Origin of the sequence: Mesorhizobium sp. B2-4-12 (assembly GCF_006441575.1) — a bacterium.
Classification (GTDB): domain Bacteria; phylum Pseudomonadota; class Alphaproteobacteria; order Rhizobiales; family Rhizobiaceae; genus Mesorhizobium.
The window spans coordinates 18,580-43,946 of record NZ_VFVC01000022.1 but is presented as its reverse complement, the minus strand read 5'-3'; the positions used below and the strand labels follow the sequence as shown (position 1 = coordinate 43,946).

Annotated in this window: 25 protein-coding genes and 1 pseudogene; 17 read left to right on the top strand and 9 right to left on the bottom strand. The window is 60.5% G+C overall.

Annotated elements, in window-relative coordinates:
• Nucleotides 1-139: 139 nt before the first annotated feature.
• Nucleotides 140-2,854, bottom strand: coding sequence for an ABC transporter ATP-binding protein (locus tag FJ934_RS15070; protein WP_140610390.1), 2,715 nt, complete (start codon nucleotides 2,852-2,854; stop codon nucleotides 140-142).
• A gap of 270 nt (nucleotides 2,855-3,124) precedes the next feature.
• Here FJ934_RS15070 and FJ934_RS15065 point away from each other — a divergent pair, with 270 nt between their 5' ends.
• Nucleotides 3,125-3,796 carry a class I SAM-dependent methyltransferase gene (locus tag FJ934_RS15065; RefSeq protein WP_140610436.1) on the top strand — a complete coding sequence of 224 codons (672 nt, stop codon included), beginning with the start codon at nucleotides 3,125-3,127 and terminating at the stop codon, nucleotides 3,794-3,796.
• Between the two features lie 99 nt (nucleotides 3,797-3,895).
• On the opposite strand, the gene FJ934_RS15060 is transcribed toward FJ934_RS15065, so the two are convergent.
• From FJ934_RS15060 to FJ934_RS15045, 4 genes are all read right to left on the bottom strand, one after another.
• The gene (locus FJ934_RS15060) at nucleotides 3,896-5,086 is read right to left on the bottom strand and encodes a glycosyltransferase family protein (RefSeq protein ID WP_246671518.1); all 1,191 of its coding nucleotides are present in this window, start codon (nucleotides 5,084-5,086) and stop codon (nucleotides 3,896-3,898) included.
• Nucleotides 5,083-6,327: a glycosyltransferase gene (locus FJ934_RS15055; protein ID WP_140610388.1), complete on the bottom strand. Its 1,245-nt coding sequence runs from the start codon at nucleotides 6,325-6,327 to the stop codon at nucleotides 5,083-5,085. The genes FJ934_RS15060 and FJ934_RS15055 overlap by 4 nt, the downstream gene beginning before the upstream one ends.
• Before the next feature lies 1 nt (nucleotide 6,328).
• On the bottom strand, nucleotides 6,329-7,543 hold the full coding sequence (locus FJ934_RS15050) for a glycosyltransferase family protein (RefSeq protein ID WP_140610387.1): 1,215 nt from the start codon (nucleotides 7,541-7,543) through the stop codon (nucleotides 6,329-6,331).
• Nucleotides 7,544-7,977: 434 nt separating this feature from the next.
• Complete coding sequence (locus tag FJ934_RS15045) at nucleotides 7,978-8,751, bottom strand: SDR family oxidoreductase (protein WP_140610386.1); 774 nt, start codon at nucleotides 8,749-8,751, stop codon at nucleotides 7,978-7,980.
• Between the two features lie 369 nt (nucleotides 8,752-9,120).
• On the opposite strand from FJ934_RS15045, the gene FJ934_RS15040 reads away from it, so the two are divergent.
• Together FJ934_RS15040 and FJ934_RS15030 are read left to right on the top strand one after the other, a co-directional pair.
• Entirely contained in the window at nucleotides 9,121-10,074 is a 954-nt protein-coding gene (locus FJ934_RS15040; RefSeq protein ID WP_140610435.1) for an alpha/beta hydrolase, read from the top strand.
• 581 nt (nucleotides 10,075-10,655) lie between these two features.
• On the top strand, nucleotides 10,656-11,651 hold the full coding sequence (locus FJ934_RS15030; RefSeq protein WP_140610433.1) for a LysR family transcriptional regulator: 996 nt from the start codon (nucleotides 10,656-10,658) through the stop codon (nucleotides 11,649-11,651).
• A 67-nt stretch (nucleotides 11,652-11,718) separates the two neighbouring features.
• Here the strand turns inward: FJ934_RS15030 and FJ934_RS15025 are convergent, their stop codons facing one another.
• Entirely contained in the window at nucleotides 11,719-12,159 is a 441-nt protein-coding gene (locus FJ934_RS15025; RefSeq protein WP_210241962.1) for a DoxX family protein, read from the bottom strand.
• Nucleotides 12,160-12,471: 312 nt separating this feature from the next.
• Here FJ934_RS15025 and FJ934_RS15020 point away from each other — a divergent pair, with 312 nt between their 5' ends.
• The 10 genes from FJ934_RS15020 (at nucleotide 12,472) to FJ934_RS14980 (ending at nucleotide 20,553) form a co-directional block, all read left to right on the top strand.
• Nucleotides 12,472-13,230, top strand: coding sequence for an isochorismatase family protein (locus tag FJ934_RS15020; protein WP_181165631.1), 759 nt, complete (start codon nucleotides 12,472-12,474; stop codon nucleotides 13,228-13,230).
• Between the two features lie 207 nt (nucleotides 13,231-13,437).
• Entirely contained in the window at nucleotides 13,438-13,680 is a 243-nt protein-coding gene (locus tag FJ934_RS15015; RefSeq protein WP_140610384.1) for an ester cyclase, read from the top strand.
• On the top strand, nucleotides 13,677-14,447 hold the full coding sequence (locus FJ934_RS15010) for an SDR family oxidoreductase (RefSeq protein WP_140610383.1): 771 nt from the start codon (nucleotides 13,677-13,679) through the stop codon (nucleotides 14,445-14,447). Before FJ934_RS15015 ends, FJ934_RS15010 begins: the two co-directional genes overlap by 4 nt.
• A 71-nt stretch (nucleotides 14,448-14,518) precedes the next feature.
• The gene (locus FJ934_RS28670; protein WP_281407612.1) at nucleotides 14,519-14,644 is read left to right on the top strand and encodes a hypothetical protein; all 126 of its coding nucleotides are present in this window, start codon (nucleotides 14,519-14,521) and stop codon (nucleotides 14,642-14,644) included.
• A complete protein-coding gene (locus FJ934_RS15005; protein ID WP_140610382.1) occupies nucleotides 14,644-15,741 on the top strand; it encodes an HlyD family secretion protein in 1,098 nt (365 codons plus the stop codon). Before FJ934_RS28670 ends, FJ934_RS15005 begins: the two co-directional genes overlap by 1 nt.
• The gene (locus FJ934_RS15000; RefSeq protein ID WP_140610381.1) at nucleotides 15,738-17,342 is read left to right on the top strand and encodes an MFS transporter; all 1,605 of its coding nucleotides are present in this window, start codon (nucleotides 15,738-15,740) and stop codon (nucleotides 17,340-17,342) included. The genes FJ934_RS15005 and FJ934_RS15000 overlap by 4 nt, the downstream gene beginning before the upstream one ends.
• Nucleotides 17,343-17,642: 300 nt before the next feature.
• Entirely contained in the window at nucleotides 17,643-18,080 is a 438-nt protein-coding gene (locus FJ934_RS14995) for an ester cyclase (protein ID WP_140610380.1), read from the top strand.
• An 11-nt stretch (nucleotides 18,081-18,091) separates the two neighbouring features.
• Entirely contained in the window at nucleotides 18,092-18,562 is a 471-nt protein-coding gene (locus FJ934_RS14990; protein WP_140610379.1) for an ester cyclase, read from the top strand.
• Between the two features lie 30 nt (nucleotides 18,563-18,592).
• Nucleotides 18,593-19,546 (top strand): zinc-binding dehydrogenase, encoded by a 954-nt coding sequence (locus FJ934_RS14985; RefSeq protein WP_140610378.1) that lies wholly within the window; start codon nucleotides 18,593-18,595, stop codon nucleotides 19,544-19,546.
• 137 nt (nucleotides 19,547-19,683) lie between these two features.
• Entirely contained in the window at nucleotides 19,684-20,553 is an 870-nt protein-coding gene (locus FJ934_RS14980) for an NmrA/HSCARG family protein (RefSeq protein WP_140610377.1), read from the top strand.
• Nucleotides 20,554-20,640: 87 nt separating this feature from the next.
• On the opposite strand, the gene FJ934_RS14975 is transcribed toward FJ934_RS14980, so the two are convergent.
• On the bottom strand, nucleotides 20,641-21,249 hold the full coding sequence (locus FJ934_RS14975) for an isochorismatase family cysteine hydrolase (protein ID WP_140610431.1): 609 nt from the start codon (nucleotides 21,247-21,249) through the stop codon (nucleotides 20,641-20,643).
• 616 nt (nucleotides 21,250-21,865) lie between these two features.
• On the opposite strand from FJ934_RS14975, the gene FJ934_RS14965 reads away from it, so the two are divergent.
• From FJ934_RS14965 to FJ934_RS14950, 4 genes are all read left to right on the top strand, one after another.
• Nucleotides 21,866-22,879, top strand: coding sequence for an ATP-dependent DNA ligase (locus tag FJ934_RS14965; RefSeq protein ID WP_140610430.1), 1,014 nt, complete (start codon nucleotides 21,866-21,868; stop codon nucleotides 22,877-22,879).
• A gap of 11 nt (nucleotides 22,880-22,890) precedes the next feature.
• Complete coding sequence (locus FJ934_RS14960; protein WP_140610429.1) at nucleotides 22,891-23,319, top strand: HD domain-containing protein; 429 nt, start codon at nucleotides 22,891-22,893, stop codon at nucleotides 23,317-23,319.
• 154 nt (nucleotides 23,320-23,473) lie between these two features.
• Nucleotides 23,474-24,001 carry a ferritin-like domain-containing protein gene (locus tag FJ934_RS14955; RefSeq protein ID WP_140610375.1) on the top strand — a complete coding sequence of 176 codons (528 nt, stop codon included), beginning with the start codon at nucleotides 23,474-23,476 and terminating at the stop codon, nucleotides 23,999-24,001.
• A gap of 61 nt (nucleotides 24,002-24,062) precedes the next feature.
• Nucleotides 24,063-24,335 carry a hypothetical protein gene (locus FJ934_RS14950; RefSeq protein ID WP_246671516.1) on the top strand — a complete coding sequence of 91 codons (273 nt, stop codon included), beginning with the start codon at nucleotides 24,063-24,065 and terminating at the stop codon, nucleotides 24,333-24,335.
• 89 nt (nucleotides 24,336-24,424) lie between these two features.
• Here the strand turns inward: FJ934_RS14950 and FJ934_RS14945 are convergent.
• Together FJ934_RS14945 and FJ934_RS14940 are read right to left on the bottom strand one after the other, a co-directional pair.
• Nucleotides 24,425-25,033 (bottom strand): annotated as a pseudogene (locus FJ934_RS14945) (NAD(P)H-dependent oxidoreductase); the annotation flags it as partial.
• Nucleotides 25,034-25,115: 82 nt separating this feature from the next.
• On the bottom strand, nucleotides 25,116-25,367 hold the full coding sequence (locus FJ934_RS14940; RefSeq protein WP_140610373.1) for a cytochrome C oxidase subunit IV family protein: 252 nt from the start codon (nucleotides 25,365-25,367) through the stop codon (nucleotides 25,116-25,118).

Sequence of the window (25,367 nt, the reverse complement as noted above, 5' to 3'; positions counted from 1 at the left end):
GGCACCCAGATGGAATCAATTCTGTTTCCGCATTGCGAAACCAACCCTGCGGAGGTGGCGTGCCCGACAGGCCAGAACCTAAATCCCTTGACCTTGCGGCAAGTTCCCACCGGCGGAACGATATGAATGTGCAAATGCTCTATGACAGCAGCTCCTTGAAAATACCGTTTCCTGCCAAAAGTGTCTCGTGAGTTCCGTCTTCCACCAAACGACCCGAGTCGAACACGACGACGCGATCGAACATCGTTGCCATTGCCGGATTCGTCACGACGCACACGATTGCCGGCGAACGGCCGTCGCGTCTGGCTTCCTCGATCACGTTTCGCAGCACCTTGTCCTGCACACGCTGGTCGAGCGCCGACAGCGGCCGGTTGAGAATAAGAAAATCGGGACGCTTGAGCAGGGCCCGGGCAACGTCGAGCTTTTGTCGCTGGCCACTGGTCAGACGCCTGCCGCCGGAGCCGACGTTGAAGTCCAGGCCGACATTCAAAAGTTCGGCATAAAGTCCCAGTTCGTCAAGAATGTCATAGACGATGGAGCGTATGCGGTCCGGCGCGTCGGGATGATTGTTGCCCACACGGCCGAACAGGACATTGTCCATGACGGTAGCCGCGGCAATGTATTTGGCAGGATCGTACCGTTCGACCGCATTTTGCAACTCGGGCGGCAGGTTTTCATAGAACAGGTTGCGCGCGGCGACGATCTTGCTCATCATCTCGTCGCTCAGCAGGCCGAAGCGGTGCCGGGGCTCGATATAGGCAAAGCTCAGGGTGACGATCATGGCGCGGTCGGCCTCCGAAACCGTCTCATAGGGACGGTTCTTGAGCCGTTGCAGCAAGGTTTCGTAGGCGGGTATCTCTTCGGCGCTCATGAAGGCGAGCTGCTGGAAGAACTGGTGATCGGGCGGCAGGTCGGCAAACAGTTCGATCGCCTGCTCGGCGATCTCCATGCCCATTTCGTAGAGTGTGCGGTCGAGGCCGGCTTGCCTCAGCACGGAAGCGAAATACGGATTGGCCGCAAGAGCCCGGTCGGCCAGTTCGGGGCCGGCGGCGGCGCCGAAGAGCAGGTTTTGACCGATCGTTGCTTCCTTGTTGTAGGCGCCCGGTTCGAAAGGAACCACCAGGCCGCTCAGGCCTTCACGTTCCAGCCGGGTTCGCAACGTCGCACGCAGTTCCACGATCCGCCCGGCAAACCCCTTGTGACGCGTGAGGTCGGCCGAAGAGCGCAAGCCAAGATCCAGAATGTCGCGCGACAGAACAACCGCGTCGAGCACCCGGCGCACGGATTCAAAGAGGTCGTGCGGGCCGGTGGCGCCGGCGGAAGCATAGTCGATCCAGTCGCTGTGGATATCGATATCCGGATTGCCCGACCGGCGCGCCTCCTCGATATCCCAGCGGCGCTGGTCGGCCGCGGTACCCTCATAGGTCACCGATGTCAGCGGCGCATGCTTCAACCCGTAGAGCAGGTTGTCGCGGAGGCTTGCCTGGAACAGAAAAACATCCGACGAGGCATAGGACATGCGCCGGCCGGTCACCGCTTCGGGGAGTTCAAGCAGGTCGTCGGCGCCCGAGGCGACCCTTCCGCCGTCCGGCCAGTCCAGCCGCGCGAAGGCTTCTGCCAGCGCCTCCGCCCCACCCGTTGCGGTACTGACCAGCGCCACCGTCTCATCCGGGTTGATCTGGAGCGAGATACGGTCGAGGAGCATTGCACCGCCATCGTCCGCCATGGACAGACTGACCGCCGACAGCGGGCTGGTCATCGGAGGTGGATCTTCGATCGTCAATGCCTCGATTCTCGGCGCAATGACACCCTCGACGGTGAACTGTTCAACGACCTGCTGATACTTGACCTGGACATCCTGCCGGTCCTGATCCCAGTCGATCAGTTCCTTCATCGGTCCGGGCAGGTCCTTGTAGGCGCTGATCACCGCCACGAGCTGGCCGACATCCAGCCGCCCCTCGATCACCAGATATCCGCCGATCATGTAGAACAGAAAGGGCGTGAACTGCGCGAGAATATTGTTGAGGAACTTCACCATGAATTTCCATTGGTAAAGATCGAAGCGTATCTTGAAGATAAGCCCAAGCCGGGCAGCGATGTCGGCGCGCTCGTAGTTTGATGTGTCGTGGATATGAACCGCGCCGATGCCGTCGACGATTTCGCCTACCCGGCCCGAAAGCGCACGCGCCGTCAGCTGTCGCCGGCGCCCGAGCACGATCAGCCGCCGCCGCATTCGCGGGATGAGCACGATCTGGATCACCACGATCACGACCGCTATCATTCCGAGCCAGGCGTTCTGGACCATGATGAACAGCATGGCCGTCAGTGCCTGGCCGCCCAGCAGTACCGGCTGCAGGAAGGCGTCGCCGATGAAGCCGCCCAGCGGCTCCACCTCGTCCTTCACCATGGTCGCCACTTCGGCGGATTTCACCCGCTTGAAGTAACGCGGCGGAAACCGCAGCACGAGATCGACCAGATCGAAGCGGATACGCCGCAGCATGCGTTCGCCGAGGCGGCCCTTGTAGGTGTTGATGTAAAGTTTGAACAGGCCGTTGATGATGACCAGAAGGAGGAACACGAGGCTCAGGGCAAACAGCGTCTCCTTGCGGTCGAGCTGAAAACCGGAGAAGAACTGAACGTCGCCAATGAACGGCAGGTTATAATGTAGCCTCATGAATGACCGTGTCGCGCCCGGTTGCTCGAAGCCGCGACCTTGGATCGGGCCGTTGACGATCAGCTTCGGCAAGTCAAAGGACATGAAATACGGGATCATCGAAAGCAGGACGATGATCAATATCCAGACCTGCTGCTTCTTGGTGTGCGTCCAGATATAGCGGGCTAGGCTGGGTTCCATATGCGACTGTGGGCCTTCAGTTGGACGGACGGATGTAAAAGCACCTGTTGGCGAGCGGCGTTATCGGCGATGTCTTCGCCGCCAAGCGAGGCCCGGGGATTGTCCTGCCGCCGGCGGACGCCGATGGTCCGAACAGATGCAACAGGCTCTCTCCGGCACCGGCCAAGGGCGAAGCGGCTTGCGGCACAGTCACGTCCGCGAACCAAACAGCATTACTGGAGGCAAGATTGCGTTGTGTCGCCCCAAATCCCAACATAGAAGACAACTATGATGGATGTCACGCAACCACGCAATGCCGGCATGGACGGGCACGAGCAGGCCCTGGACCTCACGCGGGGGATTGCCGCCTATGTCAACCACCCTCTCGTGGCAGGGCTGGCGCGCGTCATCACCAAGCATCCGAACGCCGATATCGCCAACGCCTTCAACCACAAGCAGGTCGCCTGCAAGATGTGGGCGCTCGACAGGCTATTCGAAAGCTGCGGTGGCCGGTTTGGGCGCGTATGGGTCGTGGGTGGATGGTACGGCATACTGCCGGCAATGCTTTTCAACGACGCCCGTTTCGACATCGCGGCGGTCGATAGCATCGACATCGATTCCGAAGTCGCTTCAGTCGCCCGGACCCTCAACCGGGATGCCGGCGACCGTTTCCAGGCGTTGACGGCGGATATGTACGCCCTCGACTATGCGGCCGGGGAGGCCGACCTGATAGTCAACACCAGCTGCGAACACATAGCCGATCTGCGCGCATGGCTTACCCTGCTTCCGCGGGGTACGAATGTGCTGCTGCAATCCAACGATTATTTCAGCGAGCCTACGCACATCAACTGCGTGGCTTCACTTGCAGCCTTCGCAGCAATGGCGGCGCTGCGGGAGGTGCGGTTCGCCGGCGAACTACCGACAAAAAATTATACGCGCTTCATGCTGATTGGAACGGTTTAAAATGTAATGCATTTCGCCCAAGAGTGCGTGGCGGTTTTGGGACGACCCGCATAAAAACAAGGGCTTGAGGCGCGTCGCACGAATCTCACGCGACGCGCGTCAGGACCAATCGCCTGTTTCATCGTGTACTTTTCCGAAACCAGGCTCCATTTTCAGGGACCATGTTCGATACCGCTCGCGCAGGATTTGCGCCGAGTGACGCGCCCCTTCGAGATCGAGACGATGCGCGGTTGGCGTCGGTGCCAAGAGCGCCTGTTCGATCGCTTGCGCCAAACCTTCAGGCGTTAGGTCCTTTTCCATCAGCACCGTCGCAAGGCCGAGTTCTTCGAGCATCAGGGCGCGAACCGTCTGCTCGGTTTCACCGCCGGCTGCAAACGGAACGAGCAGGGAGCGACAACCCGCGCGCAGGACATCGCAGACCGTGTTGTAACCCGCCTGCGAGACTGACAGGCGGGCGCCGGTTAGCAGGCTGGCGAAATCCTCGCGGAACCGGAAGATGGACAAGTCCGGCGTGACATCGCGTGCGATCGCGTCGAATTCGTCTTTCGGCAGGTTTGGGCCGGTGATCAGGCACCATTTCCAACCGTCCTCGGCATTCCGCGCCGCTGCGACGGTGGATCTGACAAGGCTCTTTCCGGCAGCCCCGCCGCCAACCGACACCACAATATCGAAGCGCTCGGAGGCCGCGGGCGACGGCGGCGCGGCGACGAGCCCTGTGTAAGCCACTTCGGCCCTGATCGCCCCAGCCAGCGGAAATGTCTTGTCGAGGGTTGCGAAAGCCGGATCGCCGTGGATCATGACAAGGTCGAAATGGCTGTTGACGAGATCGACTGTCTCCTCGTTTCGGCCAGGCTTGACGCGCTCCTGAAGGATGTCACGGACGGACGTCGCCAGCAACGGTCTGGGCGACGTCGCGACGATGGCCTCGATCAGCGGCAAGAGTTCGAAACGCATCTGACGGCGTCCAAAGGGAAACGCCTCGACAATGACGATATCAGGCCTGCAATCCCGGAATGCCTGCAGCAGCATCTCTGAACGCCGCTTCTTGAGATCATCGTCGATGGGTTTGCCCTGCAGGTCGACCAGTCCGGAAAATCCTTTATCACCGGAGGTGACAGGTGGCAGGGTTACAGATTTTATCCCCGGTCCCGGAAACCCCGCGATCGGCGCTCCGCCAGTCACGACGGTTACGTCGAACCCATCATCGACCAGAGCCGCCGCGATGCGGCTGGAGCGCGCGAGATGGCCGATACCGAGCAGGTGCTGGACATAAAGGAAGACGCGCTTCAATCGGCGGCCCGCCACTCACGCTCGAACAGTTCCTTGAGCTGTCCAATGCTTGCCATATGATCGAAATTGCCGCGCACGCGCCGCTCCGCGGCGTCGCCGAGGCGGGCGCGCAGCACGGGATCACGGATCAGGCGCTCCAGCGCCTTTGCCAGGGCAATTGGATCTTCCGTCGGAACCAGCAGCCCGGTTTCGTCAGGCGATAAAAGCTCCGGCACGCCGGAAATATCGGTCGACACGCAGGCAAGCCCCTGGCTGGCCGCCTCCACCAGAACGTTCGGCAGACCGTCCCGGTCGCCGTTTGCGGTGATCCTGCAAGCCAGGGCGAAGATGTCGGCACGGCGGTAGTGCTCGAGCACCTCCTCCTGCGCAAGCGCGCCTTTCCAGGAGATCCGACCATCCAGTCCGAGCTTCTGCGACAGCGCCCTGAGCCGTTCCAGTTCCTCGCCGTTGCCGATATGCTCGAAACGCCACGACAAATCGCCAGGCAAGAGAGCAAGAGCCTCCAGCAAGGTGTCGTAACCTTTCTTTTCAACGGCGCGCCCGACACTCAGAATGATGACGGGTTCGTCCGGCGCCGAGCCGTCATACTGTTTTCGCGCTTCGCCGAAACTGCCGAAGCGATCAAGGTCGAGCCCATGGTAGCTCAGATGCACCGACGATTTGCCGTTAGCGAGTTCTTTCAGACGGTCAAAACCGGTTTTCGTGCAGGTGACCGTCCAGCGCGCCGAGGAAAGCTTGCCAGCCAGATCCCAGTCCGCCGAAGTCCAGATGTCCTTGGCATGGGCTGAGCAGCTCCATGGCAGGCTGCGAAGCTGGCTGGCATAGCGCGTCACCGATGCCGGCGTGTGCGCGAAATGCGCATGCAACCATTCCGCGTCTTCCGGCCATTCGGCCGCTAGAACGAGCGCTTGCCCGAAGCGGCGCGCGCGGTTGCGCGTAAAGTCGTGGCGGATATCGGTGGCTAGCGATCCGAGCGCGCGCCAGAAGCCCGGCCGCAGCAGATGGGCGAACAGCGAGCGGGCCACACGCAGTGGCTCTTCATGCAGATATTCCGGCAGATAATGGACGGGCGCTTTGATCTCGTCATGCACGGGGTGGCGTTTTGCGTCGGTCGGCCGCCTGAGCGCGACGAGTATCAGGTCGAACCCCGCACGCTCCAGACCGAGCAGTTCCTGCGCGATGAAGGTTTCAGACAGCCGCGGATAGCCCTTCAGAACCACGACGATCTTGCGATATCGCAACTCAGTTCATTCCTTCAATGACCGAAAGGTGATGGCCGGCCCGCCGGTCGAGCAGTTCCGCGACGATTGCGGAAATATGGGGCAGCCCTTCCAGTGTCAGATGCGGATTGCTCTGTGATGGGCGGGGCCGGTCCGGCAGCACCATCAGTGCATCGGCAAACCGCTGGGAATCCTTGGCTTCTTCCGGCAAGAGCATCTCGATGAGGCCGAGTTCGGCCGCGCGCCGAGCGCGGATCAGTTGTTCCTCACGGGGCTCGACGCGCGGCACGATCAGCGCCGGCTTGTCGAAAGACAGGATCTCGCAATAGGTGTTATAACCGCCCATCGCCACGACCGCCTTGGCACCGGCAATCAAGTCTTCCATGCGGTTGTCGAACTCGATGATCTTGATGTAGGGGATCCTGGACCCCTTCTTGAGCAGTTTGTTGCGCTTGCGCGCCGGCATGTAGGGGCCAAGCACGATCAGCGCCCTGTGCTGCAATTGCGGATCCTGCTGGTAGGCATCGATGACGTCGTGGATCAGTTCGGCGCCGTCACCACCGCCACCGGTGGTGACGAGGATATAGTCGCCCTCGGGCCGGTGGCCGGGTAACTCGTTCCGCGGCAGGCTCCGCTGCAGGAAACCGACGAAGCTCATCTTTGCCCTGACAGCCGGCGGCACGTCCAGGCCGGTCAGCGGATCATAGAAATCCGGCGGACCATAGGCCCAGACCTTGTCGTAGAACAGGCCTATCTTGCGCATCACATCCCTGCGCGCCCACTCCGCCTCGAGCAGATGCGGCGCATCCATCACCTCGCGCAGGCCAAGCACGAGCGTGGTGCCCCGCGTCTTGAGGTAGGACAGCGTGTCCTCGATCTCGCCGCGCAGGCCGAGCGGTTCCTTGTCGACGATGAAGATGTCCGGCCGGAAGGTCTCGGCTGTGTGGCGGATGATCGACTGGCGCATCCTTAGCGTCTCATGCAGATCGATATCCTTTTCCAGCGAGGTGTATTCGCCGTTGCGGAGTTTGATGACGCTGGGGATCTTCACGAAGTCGACACGGGCGCGGTAGTCGAAGGCGCCGGCGATAGTCGCACCCGAAATGATAAGCACCTGAAGTCCGCGGAAATCCTCGACCAGCGAATGCGCGATCGTTCGGCAGCGCTGCAAGTGGCCGAGCCCGAACGTATCGTGGCTGTACATGAGAATTCGAGCGTTTTGTGCGTGCTGGGTCATTGTTGAACGTCTCTAGAATTCTCGCGTCGAGGACCGTGAGCGACCCGCAGGCTGCAAAACCATCCCCGGTCTACCGGCCTGTTGTGAAACATGAGGGCGAAATTTTCAATTTGTATTACCCAAAAAACGCAGATCGCCTCGCATCCGCGAACTCATCGCCTCCTATGCGCACTGCGCCGACTGGCGCCCGTGAGAGTAGATCAGTGTCTTATCGGCTCGTCCGTCACGTCACTTGCGGCGGGCTCGATGTCCTGAACAAGCGGCTCGGGGGCGTCCACCAAAACGACGTCTCCGCCCGTCGTTATGAGAAGCGACTGATAATCCCGAGACAGGTCTGTCATGCCCTCCGGCTCAACCGAGAGACAGTGGACGTCAGCGCGCATCATCCAGTCTCCTTTTTTCGGTGTCATTCTCGAAGGAGCAAAGTTTCGAGATTAGAACTCGAATCCACCGATGGTCATGCCTCCATCAACGATCAACATTTGCCCGAATACGTAGCTTGACGCACTTGAGCACAACCAAACGGCGGCTTGTGCGATTTCGCTTGGCTTACCGCCTCGCTTGGCGGGAATCGCGTTGGTCGTCTGCGCAGCGAAGGATGGATTCTGAGCACTTGCGGTGATGACCATCGGCGTCTCGGTCCAACCCGGCGCGAGGGCATTCACTCGAATTCCATGTGCGGCGTTCTCCATCGCCGCGACTCGTGTCAGCCCATGAATGCCGTGTTTTGATGCTGCGTAGGCGCACATTCCGCCGGGGCCGGTAAGCGCGGCGACCGAAGCCGTATTGCAGATGACACCGCCGCCGCTCCGCTTCAGCAGCGGTAGCTCATGCTTCATGCAGAGAAGGACGCTTCGGAGGTTGATCCGTAGAACGCGGTCGAAGTCATCCGTGGGATAATCCTCGATCCGGTGCGCGCCACCGGTAATTCCTGCATTGTTGAAAGCGGCGTCCAGACGGCCCGCTTCAGCATCGATGCGCGCGACAAAGGCCGAAACATCATCCTCCGAGGATACATCGACGCGGCCGACTTCCGCTCTGCCGCCTGCCCCCAAAATAAGGCGCCGGGTCTCTGCAAGGCCTTGCTCGTTCAGGTCCGCGCCAAAAACAAAGCCGCCACGAGCAGCAAACTCCAACGCCGCTTCGCGTCCGATGCCTGAGCCTGCACCGGTCACCAAGACCACTTTGCCATCGAAATCATCCATCATGGTCAAATCCCTCGACTGCGATCTGGAACGGTCAGCAAAGGTCACACGAAACCGCCGTTACCTATCCTCTGATCTTACCTTTCGGCTGCCGGATCTTGATCGACACTGACTTGGATGAGGCCTCCCATGCCAGCCAGATTCCGTCGATGACGACGTTCTATCCGGTAGGCATGTAGCGAAGCGGCGAATCCCGTCCCATCTGCGGTTCAAAGGTGGTCGGTCGCTCGATTTCGCCGCTGCGGCCGCAGGAATTCGAAGGCGAAGCAACTCACATGCCGGAAGCATGGAACACGGCGTTCGATGCTATCGGGCTGGCTGAAGCGATTGGCGACGTTACCATTGCGCCTCTTAGTGAGAGGTTTTTTGAACATGAACGGAGAGAGTCTGGTTGACCCTGAACTGCGTCCGTTTCTCGCAAATGGGCCCAGCGTCGGTCTTAGCGCCGCCAGTCTCGCAGACGCGCGAGCAACCGCGCAACAGTACTTCGAGCAACAGGGCATGGCGCTCGAGCAGCCTCGGCTCGCTGTCACCGCGGGCATGAACGGAGCGCCTCCTGTTCAACTGCGCATTTATGCGCCGCCTGGTGCGGGACAAAAGCCAGCAATCCTGAACATTCATGGCGGCGGTTATGTCTTAGGTTCCGCGGCCTCGATCGACGGTCTGAATTGGCAAATGGCGATAGAGAATACGGTGGTTGTGGTGTCGGTGGAGTACAGGCTGGCACCAGAGACGCCATTCCCCGGCCCGATCGAGGATTGCTATGCCGGGCTTCGCTGGCTCTTCGAAAATTCAGCTTCGCTCGGCGTGGACCCGCGACGGATCACTATCATGGGAGACAGCGCTGGCGGGGGACTGGCCGCAGCGACGACACTTCTGGCACGCGATCGAAAGGAGTTTCTACCGGCAGGCGCCATGCTGATCTATCCGATGCTTGATTGTCGGACGGGGTCCGACCACGACGTTCAGCCCAATCCGACGACCGGCGGATTTGTCTGGACAGCGCAAGACAATCGCTTCGGGTGGTCGGCTATGAAAGGAGCCTATTCGGCAGATGACGATCGGGTGGGCTATTTTTCTCCGAGCCTGACCAGAAGTCTTGACGACTTCCCGCCCCTGTTCCTGGCCATCGGCGCCCTGGATCTCTTCCTTGAAGAGGGTGTGAACTTCGTCATGCGCGCTTCGCGAGCGGGAGTATCCGTAGAATGCCATGTCTATCCCGGGGCCGTTCACGGGTTCGACCTAATGGGCGATACGGCACTCGGACGCCAATTCCGTCTTGATCGGCGCGCGGCCCTGAATCGATGGAATTCGCGTTTCGGGTAAGTCCATATTGCCTTTGCATATTCTCCCAGCCGGCTGGGAGACGAGGACCAACTCCCAGACGGTCACAGCCCGCTCGTTACTGGAACCGCCTGGGGGAGGTGCCGCCCTTCAACCAGGATGTCGAGGACAGAGGCGTCCCCGAGGTAGGTCAGCGGGCTTGAACGCTGGCACCTCGCGACCGCGTTGCTGGCCTCGATCCAATCGCCCACTCCAGTCGACGCCGTTCGCAGTCCCGCCCTGCGTGACAAGCGGAATTGCCCCAAACGGAATGGCCAAGACTACGCCCGCGGAAATCGCCTCGCTCGCTGCAACTGGCCTGACGCTCGTGCCGGCCAAATCCGTCAGGGTGGAGGGGCGGCGGCTGTTGGCCAGCATGACCTCGATTCGGTGCTTGGCGAACTGAATTGCGAGGGCGCGGCCAATCGCGCCGGACCCGACATTGCTTGCGTCATTTCGTCATTTCCTTATCGAGCTTTGTTATGGACCCTGCAAACCAGGCCCGGTTGACTCTGTACGCCAAAATGCGAGTATTTGCCCGATTGATTAGCAAATGCTCATTCGTGCGTTGGGAGGAAATCGACATGTCTGATCCGGGGACGCCTACTTTCGACCAATTGCGGGTGTTTCTCGCGGTTGTCGACGTGGGCAGTTTCGCCGGAGCAGCGCGGCAGCTAAACCGGGCGACGTCCGTCATCAGTTACACAATCACCAATCTGGAGGCGCAACTGGGCGTCATGCTTTTCGAGCGAGATTCCACCCGCCGCCCCCAGCTCACCAGCGATGGCCGCGCGTTGCTGACGGCGGCCCGCGACGTGGCATTGGGCTTCAACCGATTACGCGCGAAGGCCAAGGGCCTTCATCAAGGCATCGAATCAGAAGTTCACGTCGCCCTGGACGTGATGCTACCCGCCGCCCGCGTGGTTGAAGCCCTGAGGAATTTCCACGATGAGTTCCCCACGGTCCCGCTCCGGCTGAGAGCCGAGGCTCTTGGCGCCGTGACCCAACTCGTCCTCGATCGGACTTCGATGATCGGCGTTCGCGGCCCTCCCGACGTCGAAATCGACGGCCTGGAGCGCATCGGTGTCGGCTGTGTTCACCTTGTTCCGGTCGCCGCGCCCTCTCATCCGCTGGCACTGGGCGTCAACGCAGTCGGCGCCGGGCGCCATCATGTTCAGTTGGTCCTTACCGATCGCTCGCCGCTGACCGCAGGTTCGGATCTCGGCGTCATAGCCACCCAAACTTGGCGTGTAGCGGATCTTGCCACCAAACACATGCTGCTTCGCGAAGGCATTGGCTGGGGTACGATGCCAGAACCGATGATCGTTGAGGACCTCGCCTCCGGCAGGCTCGTGCTGCTGGACATGCCGGATTTCAAAGGCGGCCATTATCGCTTCTTTGCGATTCACCGAACGGACATGCCTCCTGGTCCCGCCGCGTCGTTCCTGATCAATCAGTTCGTGCGCCAATCGCATGGCATGAATGGTGGCACTTTGCCGGCCTTTGCATCGACTGACGCCGCCGCTCCCATCGTTTTACGACACGAGCATACTCGCGACGACATGGGGTGCAGTGACTAAACAACTAGCCTCCTCAAAGGTGGCTCGCCTCGATTGAGTTCGGCGAACCGGTCGCGCCGCCAAACTTCTAGGTGCGAAATGCATCGAGGCTATAGCGACCCGCGCCGAAGGCTATGACCTGCATCAAACCGCCGGCCATGGTCATGTTTTTCCAAAAATGCATCAACTGATTCACATCAGACCAGGCGTTATGGAAGAAGATGGCGGTGGCGAAGCAATAGACTACAATAATTGCGGCCATCATACGCGTGCGGTAGCCGACCAAAAATGCCGCCGTAACGACTGTCTCGACCAAGATCCCTATCGTTAGCCCCAACTGCGGAAACGGCAGACCGACGGAACTGATGAAGGCCATGGTTGCAGTCGGCGCGCCAATCTTGCCGATGCCCGAGATGATGAAAACGCCGCTGATAAAAATCCGGCCAATCAGCGCTGCGATGTCGGTCATCCCATTTCGTTCGGATTTGCCGACGCGCATTGGTATCGCGGGCGTTGCGGGGTCGACCATGAGCCATCCTCCTCCTGACGGTCGCAGCCACGATGGCGCGCCGGATGGAGAGTGAATGTCAGCAGCCGGCGCTCTGGAACAGCCGCATAGTTTTGACATGCGAGTTCGATCAACTCGAATAGTTCGCGTAGCGGACGCCGCATCGTGGTGGCGGGCGGAAGCATCGATCGCCTGAGCGGATGGCTTGTCGATTACGTCGAACGTCGCTCGCGACCTTATCTGGCTGTTCGCGAGCGATAACTGCGGCAAATCCTAGAGATGCAACCAACACCGGAGCAAGGTCATGATCCGATCCCCCTGTGGAGCGCATCGATGAACGAAAATGACGTCATGTCCAAGTCGACGAGCAGGCGAGAAATCCTCCGCGGCGCCGGGGCCATGGCTGGAGCATCGCTGGTCACAGTTGGAGCATCACTCAGTTCCGCCTCCTTTGCTCAGGCACAGGAACCTCCTTCAAAAGGAGTATGGAAGTTTGCTGAATGTGCCCTGTTGCTGGTTGACTACCAACCCGAAATGCTCAGAGCTGTCCGATCTGAAACGAGTTCGGCGCTTATCGAACTGAATGTCAGATTCCTGATCAGGGCCGCGAAGGCATTTGGCGTACCGGTAATTCTAAGTACTGTGGGAGTTGGCGGCAAAGTAAACAGCCCCACGGTTCAGGCCATCGCGGACGAGTTACCCGGAACAACTGCTATCGATCGTTCGACTATGGACGCGTGGGAAGACGTCAATATTCGCTCCGCCGTCGAAAAAACAGGCCGGAAGCGCTTGGTCTTCGCAGCACTCTGGACGGAAATCTGTCTCGCATATCAAATCATCGATGCCCTCCGCGATGGCTATGAGGCGATGTTCATCGTGGACGCCGTGGGCGGCCTTTCCCAGGTAGCTCATGAGACTGCCATAAGACGTCTAATTCAGGCCGGCGCTATACCTAACACCTCGCGGGCAATGATTGATGAGTGGTTTCGCGATTGGAAGACCCCTCAGGGAACTGAGTACCGCGCCATCTCTGCGTGGTATGGGTCCGAGCTGCAGAAATTGGCGGGAGCATCTGGGTCGATGGGTGGGTGAACTTCGGATTTGTGCCTTGCGATGAATCCACACCCACCGCGACATGAGCGCCACGCTCGGCAAGCAGCCATGCGGCGTCGAACGTCGCTCGCGACCTCATCTGGCTGTTCGCGAGCGACGACTGTGACAATCCTGGAGATATCCGAGCGTCATCCTCGGTATCTCATCTGAGCCGACAATCGTCTGGAAGTTCATCGGGCGGCGGTGATGAACTGGGTCAGCGGCACTCAAGTGAACGATTTCGGCGAGTATAAAGCGACGGGTAACCGCTTCGATTTCGCGGCGTTTCAATTCTACCAAATCGCAGACGGCAAGCTCGCCGAGCACTGGGAAGTTGCGGATTTGCGAAATTCCAGGAGCAGCTCACCGCCAATCCGGAAGCCAATGCCTTCAAGGCATTCCAAGGCAAGTCAACGGCTATCAAGCAAGGAACCCAGGAGAATTGTATGAGCGACATATTGAAGGGCAAGGTGGTTGTCGTCACCGGCGCCTCAAGCGGCATTGGCCGAGCAATTGCCCTCAAGGCGGCAGAACACGGCGCAAAGGCCGTGATTGTCTCCGATGTAACCGAGACACCACGCGAGGGTGGCGCGCCAACCGCGGTCGAGATCGAAAAGCTGGGCGTGTCCAGTCTTTTCGTGAAAGCCGACGTCAGCAAGCGGGCAGACAATGATGCGTTGCTTGACGCGGCCGGTACGTTCGGCGGCGTTGACGTCATGGTCGCCAACGCGGGAATCACGCTGAAGGCAGACGGACCCGACGTGGCGGAGGATGACTACCGACGGCTGATGTCGGTGAATCTCGACGGCGTGCTGTTTGGATCGCAAGCAGCAGCGCGTCAGATGAAGGCCAAGGGCAAGCGCGGTAGCATCGTGCTGATGGCCAGCATGGGCGGAATCAACGGGGCCGGGATCACCGTCGCGTATTCCACCAGCAAGGGTGGTGTCGTCCTGATGGCGAAATCCCTGGCGGATGCGCTCGGCCCCGATGGTATCCGCGTGAACGCTGTGGCGCCGGGGACCATCGACACGGTGCTGCTGCGAACGAGCCCTGGCATTGCAGAAGCGGCCGAAGGCTTTCGCAAACGCACCCCGCTGCGCCGCCTTGGTCAACCCTCCGAGATCGGTGACGCTGTCGCCTTCCTGGGCTCGGATCTGTCGAGCTACATCACCGGCATTGCGCTTTTCGTGGACGGAGGGCTTCTTTCGGTGCTCTGAGGCCGTCCTCTCATTTCCACTCCATGCCGCCTCGACCCGAGCGGAGAGGCATTTCCCCGGGGTCAACAGACGTGCTTGCCTTCGTCCGCAATGGCTGGGGCAATCACGTGCCGGCGGTCACTGCCGCGCAAGTCGCCAAACTGCACGAGAAGACCGACTCGACCAATGATCAGTTCATCATCCTGAAAATGTGGTGATGGTCCACTTGCCAATGCCTGCCAGCAGCAAAACTCTGCCCCTTCGCATTGCCGTCCTCTTGCTGGCCGCAGGCCTGGTGTTCCTTTTCACCATGAATTGGAACGCCTGGACCGGCTCCGCCAGGACACAGAGCACCGACGACGCGTATCTTGAATCGGACATAACGCCGCTTGCGGCCAGGGTGAGCGGCTATGTGCGCTCGGTTGCGGTCAAGGATTTCCAGCGCGTGAAGGCGGGCGACCTTCTCGTCCAGATCGAAGACGATGACTACAGCGCGCTGGTGGATCAGTCCGAAGCGAATGTCGAGGCCGGCAAGGCGGCGATCGCCAACATCGAAAATCAGAAGATCCTGCAACAGGCCTTCATTCGTCAGGCGGAAGCCACCATCGCCGCAACAGAATCGGATGTGTGGCGCTACGAGCGGGATTCGAAGCGCTATCAGTCTCTTCTCACCACGGACGCCGTCTCGCATCAAGCCGCGGAGCAGGCGATGAACAGCTACAGCCGGGCCACGGCGACGCTTGATCTCAACCACGCGCAGTTCGATCAACAGCGCCAGCAGTTGAAGGTGCTCGATACGCAGCAACAGCAGGCCGAGGCGACCCTGAAAGCCCAGCAGGCCGCTTTGGCGCTGGCGCGCTTCAATCTTAGTCATACCAGGATACTCGCACCCGTCGACGGAATGGTGGGCCTGCGCCAGGTAAGGCCTGGACAATATGTCGGTATCGGCACCCAGGTGATCTCGATAGTGCCACTTCCCGACCTGTGGGTGGTGGCGAACTACAAGGAGACGCAATTGACGCGTGTCCGCGCCGGGCAGCTGGCAATGGTGACAATCGACAGCGTGCCCGGCGTCGTTCTAAAGGGCCGTGTCGACAGCTGGTCACCCGCCACCGGATCGAGATTCAGCCTGCTGCCACCCGACAACGCGACAGGCAATTTCACCAAGGTGGTGCAGCGCATTCCGGTGAAAATTGTCCTCGATCACGACAGTTCGCAGCTCGAACTCCTGCGTCCGGGGATGTCGGTGACCGCGACTGTCGACACGGGCGGCACAAGCGAAGGCGGCCGGGCAGCGGCGGACGGCCTGCCATGACGGACGTCAGCTTCGGCTTGTCACGATCGGTCTCGACCTCACCGTCTCTCGCACCCCACGGGAATGCATCGTCCACTCCGGCTGTTTGCACCCGGCCTTATATCGGTATCCCCGCTGTGCTGATCGGCTCGATTATTTCCACGCTTGCCGGGCGTATCACAACCTTCGGGCTTGCCGACATTCGCGGTGCCCTCCACGCCGGTGTTGACGAAGGCGCGTGGATCAGCACCGCGCTGACCGTCGGCCAGATGATGATGGGGCCGGTCGCGGTATGGCTCGGCGGCACTTTCGGGGTGCGGCGCGTCCTTCTCGGGGCCACCGCGGTCTTTACCCTCCTGTCGGTGTTCATTCCTTACGCCACGAACCTGCCCATCTTCCTCACGTTCTATTTTCTGGGTGGACTGGCTTCGGGAACATTCATTCCACTGACGCTCAGCTTCGTTCTGCGCAATCTGCCGGCGCACCTGGCGGTCTACGGCATTGCCGCCTATGCGATGAACACCGAATTATCGCTGAACATTTCAGCCTCGATCGAGGGCTGGTTTATCGAGAATCTGTCATGGCGGTGGATATTCTGGCAGAACGCCATAGCCACGCCGCTGATGATGCTATGCGTCTGGTTTGGCATTCCACGGGAGCCGATCAATCGCGACTACCTGCGCGGAGCCGACTGGTTCGGCCTTGGCTATTGCAGTGTCGGATTCAGCTTGCTCTATGCCGCGCTCGATCAAGGCAACCGGCTCGATTGGCTGAACTCGGGACTGATTTGCGGGCTCCTCCTGGCCGGATTTCTGCTGGTCATCGCCTTCGTCATCCATGAGCTTCGCCATGATCAGCCGCTGATCAATCTGCGCTTCGTCATATCCGGGAACATTCCGATCCTGGCCGCGCTTTTGATCGCGTTCAGGTTTGTCCTGCTTTCGACGGCGCTGATCATTCCGCAATATCTGGCGACGGTGCAGGGCTTCAAATCGCTTCAGACGGGCGACGTGCTGTTATGGATCGCGGCCCCTCAGCTTGTGCTTGCCCCCTTGGTCGGCAAACTGCTTAAGCATGTCGACGCCCGGCTTCCCCTCGCGGCGGGTTTCGTGCTGATCGGCGTGGCGTGTTTCATGGCCACTGGCCTCACGCAGGATTGGGCAAGCGACGACTTCCTCCCGTCCCAGATCGTGCAGGCAATTGGCCAGTCGCTTGGTTTCATATCCCTGATCTGGTTCGCCACCAGACACATTTATCGCGGCGACGCCTTTACTTTCGGCGCTTTCCTGCAAACGTTCCGGCTCTTCGGTGGGGAGCTCGGCGTTGCCTTCATTGGAACGTTCCTCAGGGTGCGCGAGCAGTTCCATTCGAACCTGATTGGCCTCCACGTAGCCGCTGGCTCCTACCTCACCGACCAACGGCTCGACCAATACAGGGCCGCGGTCACCGCCCGGTCGGTGGGGCCGGCTGAAGCCAATTCGCGGGCCGCGGCTCTTCTTGCACGCGTCGTGCAAACGCAATCCAACCTGCTGTCTTATATCGACGGCTTTGTCGTGATCGGATTTTCCACGGTCGGCTGCCTCGCTCTGATCGCTTTGCTTCGATCCCCGCCCGCGGAATAGCGCCTATAGGCTGAAAGCTGTTTGGTGATTGACGCCGCCGGCATGTGACGTGCTTCGGCCTCGAATCTCACGTCCACAGGGAGACCTCAGCGTCTTATTTTGGCGCCGTGGCAGAGCGGCCTGAGCCCCTGAAGCGGCAGGCGGCGTGACCGCTTCGTAGCGCTCAGCTTATCGAGCGGATCGAAGTCATCGCTCGATATTATTCGAATTACGGAAAATCGACGGACCCGGCATGTTGCATGCAGCAGCGCAAACGTCGTGGCCGGTGACAGCGCTGAACGCTAAACCGAGGAGATTCCAGTGACCGATAATCTCAACCGCAGTGCCAAGGACATCGTTCGCCGTAACACCGAAGAGGTGCAAGGCGGAGGGAATTGGGCTCTGTTCAATGAACTTTTTTCGGACGACTTCTTCGATCATACACCTCAGCCCGGCGGCACCCGCGACAAGGCCGGCGTCCTCGTCCTCTACAAGCGCTTGCGCGATGCGTTCCCGGATTTCACGCCAGAAATCCATTGGCAGCGCATCGACGGTGACGTGGTCACCACCTTCAAGACATATCATGGCACGCATCGGGGAAACTTCCTCGGCGTCGCCGGCACCGGCAAGAAGGTCAGCTTCGAGACCGTCGATGCGATGCGCGTCGTCAATGGCAAGATTACCGAGCACTGGGGCGTCGCCAACCTCTACTCCGCCATGCAGCAGTTGGGCGCGATCGCTCCGCTCCCGCGAGCCTGAAGAAGGAAGGCATGAGGTCTCTTGTCGCATTGATCGCAGGGTCGTTGCTCGCTGCTCAGGCGAGCGCGGCGCCCCTGTCCAACGACCCGAAACACATCGCATCACAATGGTACCAAGCGTTTGCACGCCACGATGCAAAACTGCTTGAGAGCATACTGGCGTCGAGCTGGGTCGACATCCCTTCGCCACCGGGCACTCCACACGGTCCCGAAGCCGCGAAAGCGGCTATGGCGATGCTTGTGGAAGCATTCCCCGATTTCGACATCAAGATCGATGATGTTATTCAAGAAGGAAACAAAGTCGTCGTGCGATCGACCATCACTGGAACGCAGCGCCAGACTTTTGCCGGTCTGCCCGCAACCGGCCAATCGCTGAAGATCCAAGCTGTCGATATCCACGAAATCGAGAACGGCAAGATCGTTCGCACCTGGCACACCGAGGACTGGATGACCGGTCTGCGGGAACTGGGCCACCTGTCTTGATAGGAAATCGAGATCACAAGGACAAACGCCATGTCTGCTGTAATCCGTATACGCCGCACTGGAGACCCGTCGGTTCTCGTTCTCGAGGAGGATGCGGTCGGTGCCCCGGGTCGAGGTCAGGTCAAGCTTCGTCAGGACGCAATCGGCGTGAATTTCATCGACACGATGTTCCGTTCGGGAGCCTTTCGAACGGAGTTACCCTTCGTACCCGGAGTCGAGGCCGCCGGCGTTGTCGCGCAGACGGGCCCAGAGACGGAGGGCTTCAAGGTCGGCGATCGAATTGCCTATTTCTTTGCTCCCGGTGCCTATGCCAGCGAGCGGCTTATCGACGTCGCGCCTCTTGTGCATCTGCCGGACGACGTGCCTGCCGAAATCGCGGCGGGATTACTGACGAAAGGCATAACGGCCTGGCTGGCCGTCAAAAGGCTGCATGAAGTGCGGCCGGGCGACACGATCCTGGTTCAGGGCGCAACGGGTGGCGTCGGCTCGTTGGTCGCGCGCTGGGCCAAAGCGTTGGGCGCGACCGTCATCGCCGTTGGCTCAAGCGCCAAACTTGGGCGCATTTCGGCCGACGCGGATCATGCCCTCGCGTCCGATCAAGCCAACCTTCCTGACCGCATTCGCGCCATCGCACCCAAAGGCGTCGACGTCGTCTACGAATTCGTGGGCAGGGCAACGTTTGCGGCCTCGGCTGGCGCGGTTCGGAATGGCGGAGCGATTTTCACCATCGGCGCTTCTTCAGGCCCTCCGGACATCGATCAGCAGGCACTCGCCGTGCGCGACGTCAAACTCGGCCAGGCGAGCGCCGCCGCCATCGTGAAAGGCTCAATGCTGGCCCAGGCGGCCACCGAAGTCTTTGATCAGTGGAGGGACGGCATCTTCGGGGAAATCGAGCTTCATCGCTACCGGCTGGCGGAGGCGGCGCAGGCGCACGCGGACTACAGCACTCGCAGGATTGGTCCAAATCCGATTCTCTTACCTTGAGGGGCGCCCCCGGCCGGGAAGCAACATTGCCTGCGCCGGGGAACGTGTGACCGCATCAGTCAGTAGGCCTTCCAGCACAGCAAGCGGTGGAGCACTCATATTCAGAACGTCAATCAAACCCAACACGGAGAAGTCTCATGACCATCCTCGTCATCGGCGCCACCGGCAATGTCGGCAGCCAAGTCGTCGCACAACTCGTCGGGCGCGGTGCCGACGTGCGAGCACTTGTCCGCGATCCCGCAAAGGCCAAGGTCCCAGCGGGCGTCACCGTCGTGCGGGGCGATCTGCTCGACGTCGATTCGCTGCGCAGTGCGATATCCGGCGTCTCGACGCTGTTCCTGGTCAACGGCGTGGTTGCCGACGAGTTCACACAGGCGCTGGTTGCCCTCAACGTGGCTCGTGAAGCCGGCATCGAGCGGATCGTCTACCTCTCGGTGATCCATAGTGACCTCTATGCGAACGTGCCCCACTTCGCGGGTAAGTTCGGCGTTGAGCGGATGATCGAGCAGATGGGCCTCAACGCCACGATCCTGCGCCCAGCCTACTTCATCAACAACGACGTCGCCATCAAGGACGTGATCACCGGCCACGGCATTTACCCAATGCCGATCGGCAGCAAGGGCCTGGCGATGGTCGATATACGTGACGTCGGCGAGATTGCGGCGATCGAGCTGGTCCGCCGGGAAAAGGCCTCCATGCCGCTCCCACTCGATCGTATCAACGTCGTCGGTCCCGACACGCTGACCGGCGAAGACGTCGCTGCCATCTGGACCGAAGTGCTAGGCCGCACGATCGCCTTCCCCGGTAACGATACCGCCGGCTTCGAGCAGAACTTTCGCCAGTTCATGCCGAGTTGGATGGCGCTGGATATGCGCCTGATGGCCGAGCGCTTCATCACCGAAGGCATGGTGCCCAATGCGGGCGACGTCGAACGCCTCACCAAGCTCCTGGGACGCTCCCTGCGGTCTTACCGCGACTTCGCCTCCGAGATCGCGGCGTCGTCCTGACAGCGACGTCACCGGCAATTCAAAACGGGGAATATCAACTCGGCATCGCCTGATCGATCTGGACGCGTCGGCATAGGCCCTGGAGTTTCAACTCCAACTCGACAAGACCGTTTCCATCTCGACGGTTTCAACCTGCTGTGCGAACCTCTGGTGATAGACTGTCATGAGCGCATCGTGCGTCGCATCGGAAGAGCTGCACAGCGCATCTGTTACCAGCACGACGCGATAGCCGATGTCGATCGCGCCAAGGACTGTGGCCAGGACGCAGACATCCGTCTCGCCGCCGGTTACGACGAGCGTATCGATCCGGCGCTTTGAAAGCAGCGCTTGAAGATTGCCCTCCGGCCATGGCGAATAGACGTGCTTGTCGACGACGACCGCTGGCGGACAATGGATCGCCAGTTCGGGCAGGAGCTTGATCATTTCGGGGCCGACGTGGTCGATCGTCATTGACGCCCACCGTTCATAGTAGCGTTTCCATGAACCGACACCATGCCCCGGTTTTTGGGCCGGCAGGAAACGGGTGAAGATCGTCTCGGCAGCTCGTCTTTCAACAAGCTCGACGATGCGAGGAAGGACGCGGGAAATCCACGGCGTTGCCCATTGCGAGGGTTCCGCGAACAGCCGCTGCATGTCGACACAGAGATGGACACATCGGTCGCCCAAGGGGCCGTATGCCAAGCCCGGCGCCGACATCAAGGCACACTGATTTCGAAAAAATCCGCAATCCACCTGCGCAATACGAAATTGGCGGCAGGTCGCTCTGCGCGCGATAGCAAAACCCTGTTCAAATCCGGCGCTCCAGCTTGGGTTGGTGCCGGACAACGCTATGCGTTCGAACTCGTTCCTCTCGTCGAAACCACATCCTGCGTCGGACGTTCAGCTGCAGTGACGCTCGGAACGGCAGGATCCAAATGACAGGTGCGGAACGAAGTGGGGGATGTCTATGCGGCAACATTCGTTACCGCGTCACATCCCAGCCACGCGTCCATTACTGCCATTGCGATATGTGCCGCCGCGCGACCGGCAGCGCCTTCGCGGTGCTGGGCTGGGTGCCCTCGGCCAGCCTTTGGTGGCTCAAGGACAAGCCATTCCACCGCCGGTCATCGCCGATCGCGCAAAGAGGTTTTTGCCGCGATTGCGGGTCTCCCATCACATTGGCTTATGACGCGTCGCCGAGTGAAATTGCCCTGCATGTCGGAACGTTCGATGATCCCTCGGATCTCACACCACATTACAATTACGGATCAGGCCAACGGCTAGGATGGATCTGCTGCGGGATCGATCTGCCGCACCACGACACGGAAGAGCGATGGTAGTAGCCGTCAAAAACCTGTTTGCCCTGCCTCAGGATACGCCTCCAATGGAGGCCAAGGCTGCCGATACGCTTCCACGCGATAACGGCGCTTGGCAATACGAGCCGAAATGGGATGGCTTTCGCTGCCTTGCTTTTAAAAACGCGGAGACCGTCGATCTGCGCGCGAAATCGGGAAAGCCGCTTGGCCGGTATTTTCCGGAGCTGGTGGCGATGCTCGGCGAGATCGAAGCCCACGATTTCGTTGTCGATGGTGAAATCACGATCGAAATCGACGGACGTCCTTCCTTCGACGCGCTGCAAATGCGCTTGCATCCGGCCGAGAGCCGAATCCGCAAACTGAGCGTGGAAACCCCTGCCCGGTTCATCGTGTTCGACATTCTGGTCGCGCCGGGCGGCAAGATCTTGCTCGACCATCCGCTGACAGAGCGACGCGCTGTCCTCCAAGACTTCATAGCCGGGGCGGCGCGCGCCGCATTGCGGCTGTCGCCCTGCACCACCGATGCAACAGTCGCCGCGCGTTGGCTGCAAGAAACCAGCCACGGCTCGACTGACGGCGTTGTCGCAAAACCGCGCGCTGAGCCCTACCGACCGGGCGAACGCGCAATGGTCAAGGTGAAACGGCTGCGCACGGCCGACTGCGTGGTCGGCGGGTTCCGCTATCTGACCAACAGCAGCGAGGTCGGCTCACTTCTGCTCGGCCTTTACAATGACCAAGGCGAGCTCGACCATGTCGGCTTCACATCGACGATCGCCAGGGACGACCGGGCCGGGCTCACCAGAAAGCTCGAAAAGCTGCGCGGCGGTCCTGGCTTTACCGGGAAAGCGCCGGGCGGCCCGAGCCGCTGGAGTACGGAGCGCAGCGGCGAGCGGGAGGCGCTGCGGCCGGAACTTGTCGTCGAGGTCCGGTTCGACCATGTCACCGGCAATCGGTTCCGGCATGGAACCAAGCTGTTGCGGTGGCGGCCGGACAAATCCCCGCGGCAGTGCACGTTCGAACAGATCGATTGATGGAGGCAGAGATGAGCATGCTTTTTCGAGCGGCGAAAATCGCCGAGGAAGCGCACAAGGCGCAGACCGACAAGACCGGGCGGCCGTATATCGAACATTGCAGGCGCGTTGCGGATGCGGTCGAAACGCTCGATCAGAAGATCATCGCGTACCTACACGATGTCCTGGAAAAGGGCGAAGGCTGGACACCGCACCACCTGGAGGAGGCAGGCTTTAGTCCTGCGATTGTTTCGGCCGTCGACGCATTGACGAAACGGGATGGCGAGGACGACGCCGCTTTCGTGCGCAGGGCCGCGTCGAACAGATTGGCATTGCCGGTCAAACGGGCGGACCTCAACGACAATCTATGGCAGGTCCGCCAAACGGGCGGCTCGACCGCCAAATACGAGGAAGGTCTGCGCATTCTCTCCGAAGAATTCGCCACGCGACCCGGCGTTTGAAAGCAAACAGCCCGACCTTCTCGCGTTCTCGTCGAAGACTAACAGCCGTTGCGTCTCTTTGTGATTTGAGCCGGAACAACCCGCACAGTCGCAGGTTAACGAAGGACTTCACCCGCCAGGTGAAGGCCTCAACACAATCCATGGGAGACCAATCATGGCGACTGCCAAGAGAGCGACGAAAGCGGAAACGAAAGGGCTTGAGACACTGTTCCTCGATGGCCTCAAGGACATCTACTACGCCGAAAAGAAAATACTGAAAGCGCTGCCGAAAATGGCCAAGGGCGCCGGGGCCGAAGAGGTGGCGGCCGCGTTCGAAAAGCACCGGACGGAAACCGAGGGCCAGGTCGATCGTCTCGAGCAGATATTCGACCTCCTCGACAAGCCGGCGCGGGGCAAGACATGCCCGGCCATTGACGGCATTCTCGAGGAGGGGGCGGAGATCCTCGAGGATTATGGCGGCGCTCCGGCGCTTGACGCCGGCCTCGTGGGCGCCGCACAGGCCGTGGAGCACTATGAGATCGCCCGCTATGGCACGCTGATCGCCTGGGCCGAGCAGCTCGGCAAGAAGGATATCGTCCAGCTCCTCAACCAGACGTTGGAAGAGGAGGTGGCGACCGACGAAGCCTTGACCGAACTTGGCGAGGGCGGCGTCAATGAGCGTGCGTTGCAGCAAGCCGCGTGATGCCTGATTTTGCCCCGGCGCAAGGCGCCGGGGCAAGCACCGAAAGGCGCAGGATTGGAGGATGAAGATAGACCCTCGCGACAAACGAGCCGAAACGGACCAGACCGACGCTCCGTCAATCGCGCAACAGGACTGGGATGCCATTAAAGGCGCAAAGATTCTTCCCGACAGCGTGTCGGACGATGATGACGAGCCGTCCGACATCGAGAAGGACGGCGAGTTGCCGGAGGAAGATGACGACAACGCCTACCAGAACAGCGATGAAGCCTTGCCGGATGACGACGAGGAACGCGCGATCGGACGTGACCAGGAAGGGCGGTTCGACGAGGAATGAAGGGCAAGGCCGGCCAGAGCTGTTTGTCTGGCCGCGCCGCCATTTCCGCTGCGGACGGCATTCGCCGCGAGCGGGGCGAGTTCAGCCGCCACTCCCGGATAATTTTCGGCCTTGAGCAGCTTGGCCAGATGGGCCGCGTTCGACGCGGCCATCTCGATCATCTCGACGACGGCCTCCGGCGTCCCCGGCAGGTCGACATAGTTGATGTCGCCCATCGCCTCACCAACCCAATAGATGCCGCCATTGGCGGGGACCGTGAAACCGACATCGTTCAGCGCCTGGAAACAAGCAGCATGGCAAGCATGTGCGCCATCCTCGTTGCCGACGATCGCAACCAGCGCCACCTTGCCGCCTGCCGGCATCCGGCTTCTGTTGTCGGTCTCGGACAGAAATGCGTCCATGCGTTCGAGAACACGCTTGGCGACGCTCGACGGCTGGCCGAGCCAAATCGGCAGGCCAAGAATGAAGATATCGGCATCGATGATCTTCCTGCGTAGTTTTGGCCAGTCGTCATCCTTGCCCATGTCCGACAGCACACCCGGCTTGATGTCATGATCGAGCGCGCGGACGATCTCGCCCTTCACGCCGTGCGGTACCATCGCCGCCAGCAAATCCGCCAGCAGCCGGTCGGTCGATGATTTCTCGGTGTCGCCAGAGTTTTTCAAAGTGCAGTTGAGAGCAAAGGCGGTAAGTGACATCGGGCAAATCCCTGCGTTTCCAGCCCCAACGCACGGGATGGCGTGAAGTTGCCGCCGATATGGTCCCGGCTCATACTCGCGCCTATTGCCCGACCAAAGTCAGCCCAAACAGAATTACCAGCCACAGCCCGACAGCCGCGACGACGAGCCTCGGAAGACCTTTGCTTGTCAAATGCATGAACAGCAGCGCGATCACCGCTGTCTTGGCGGCTGCTATTGCGAGGTTGATGGCGGAATTGAACCCGCCGAGATCGAGAAAGGACGAACCGACGGTCAGTCCCAGCAGGGTCAGAAGTCCGCCATAAGCAAAGGAAAGTTTTCGAAGTTCGCCCAT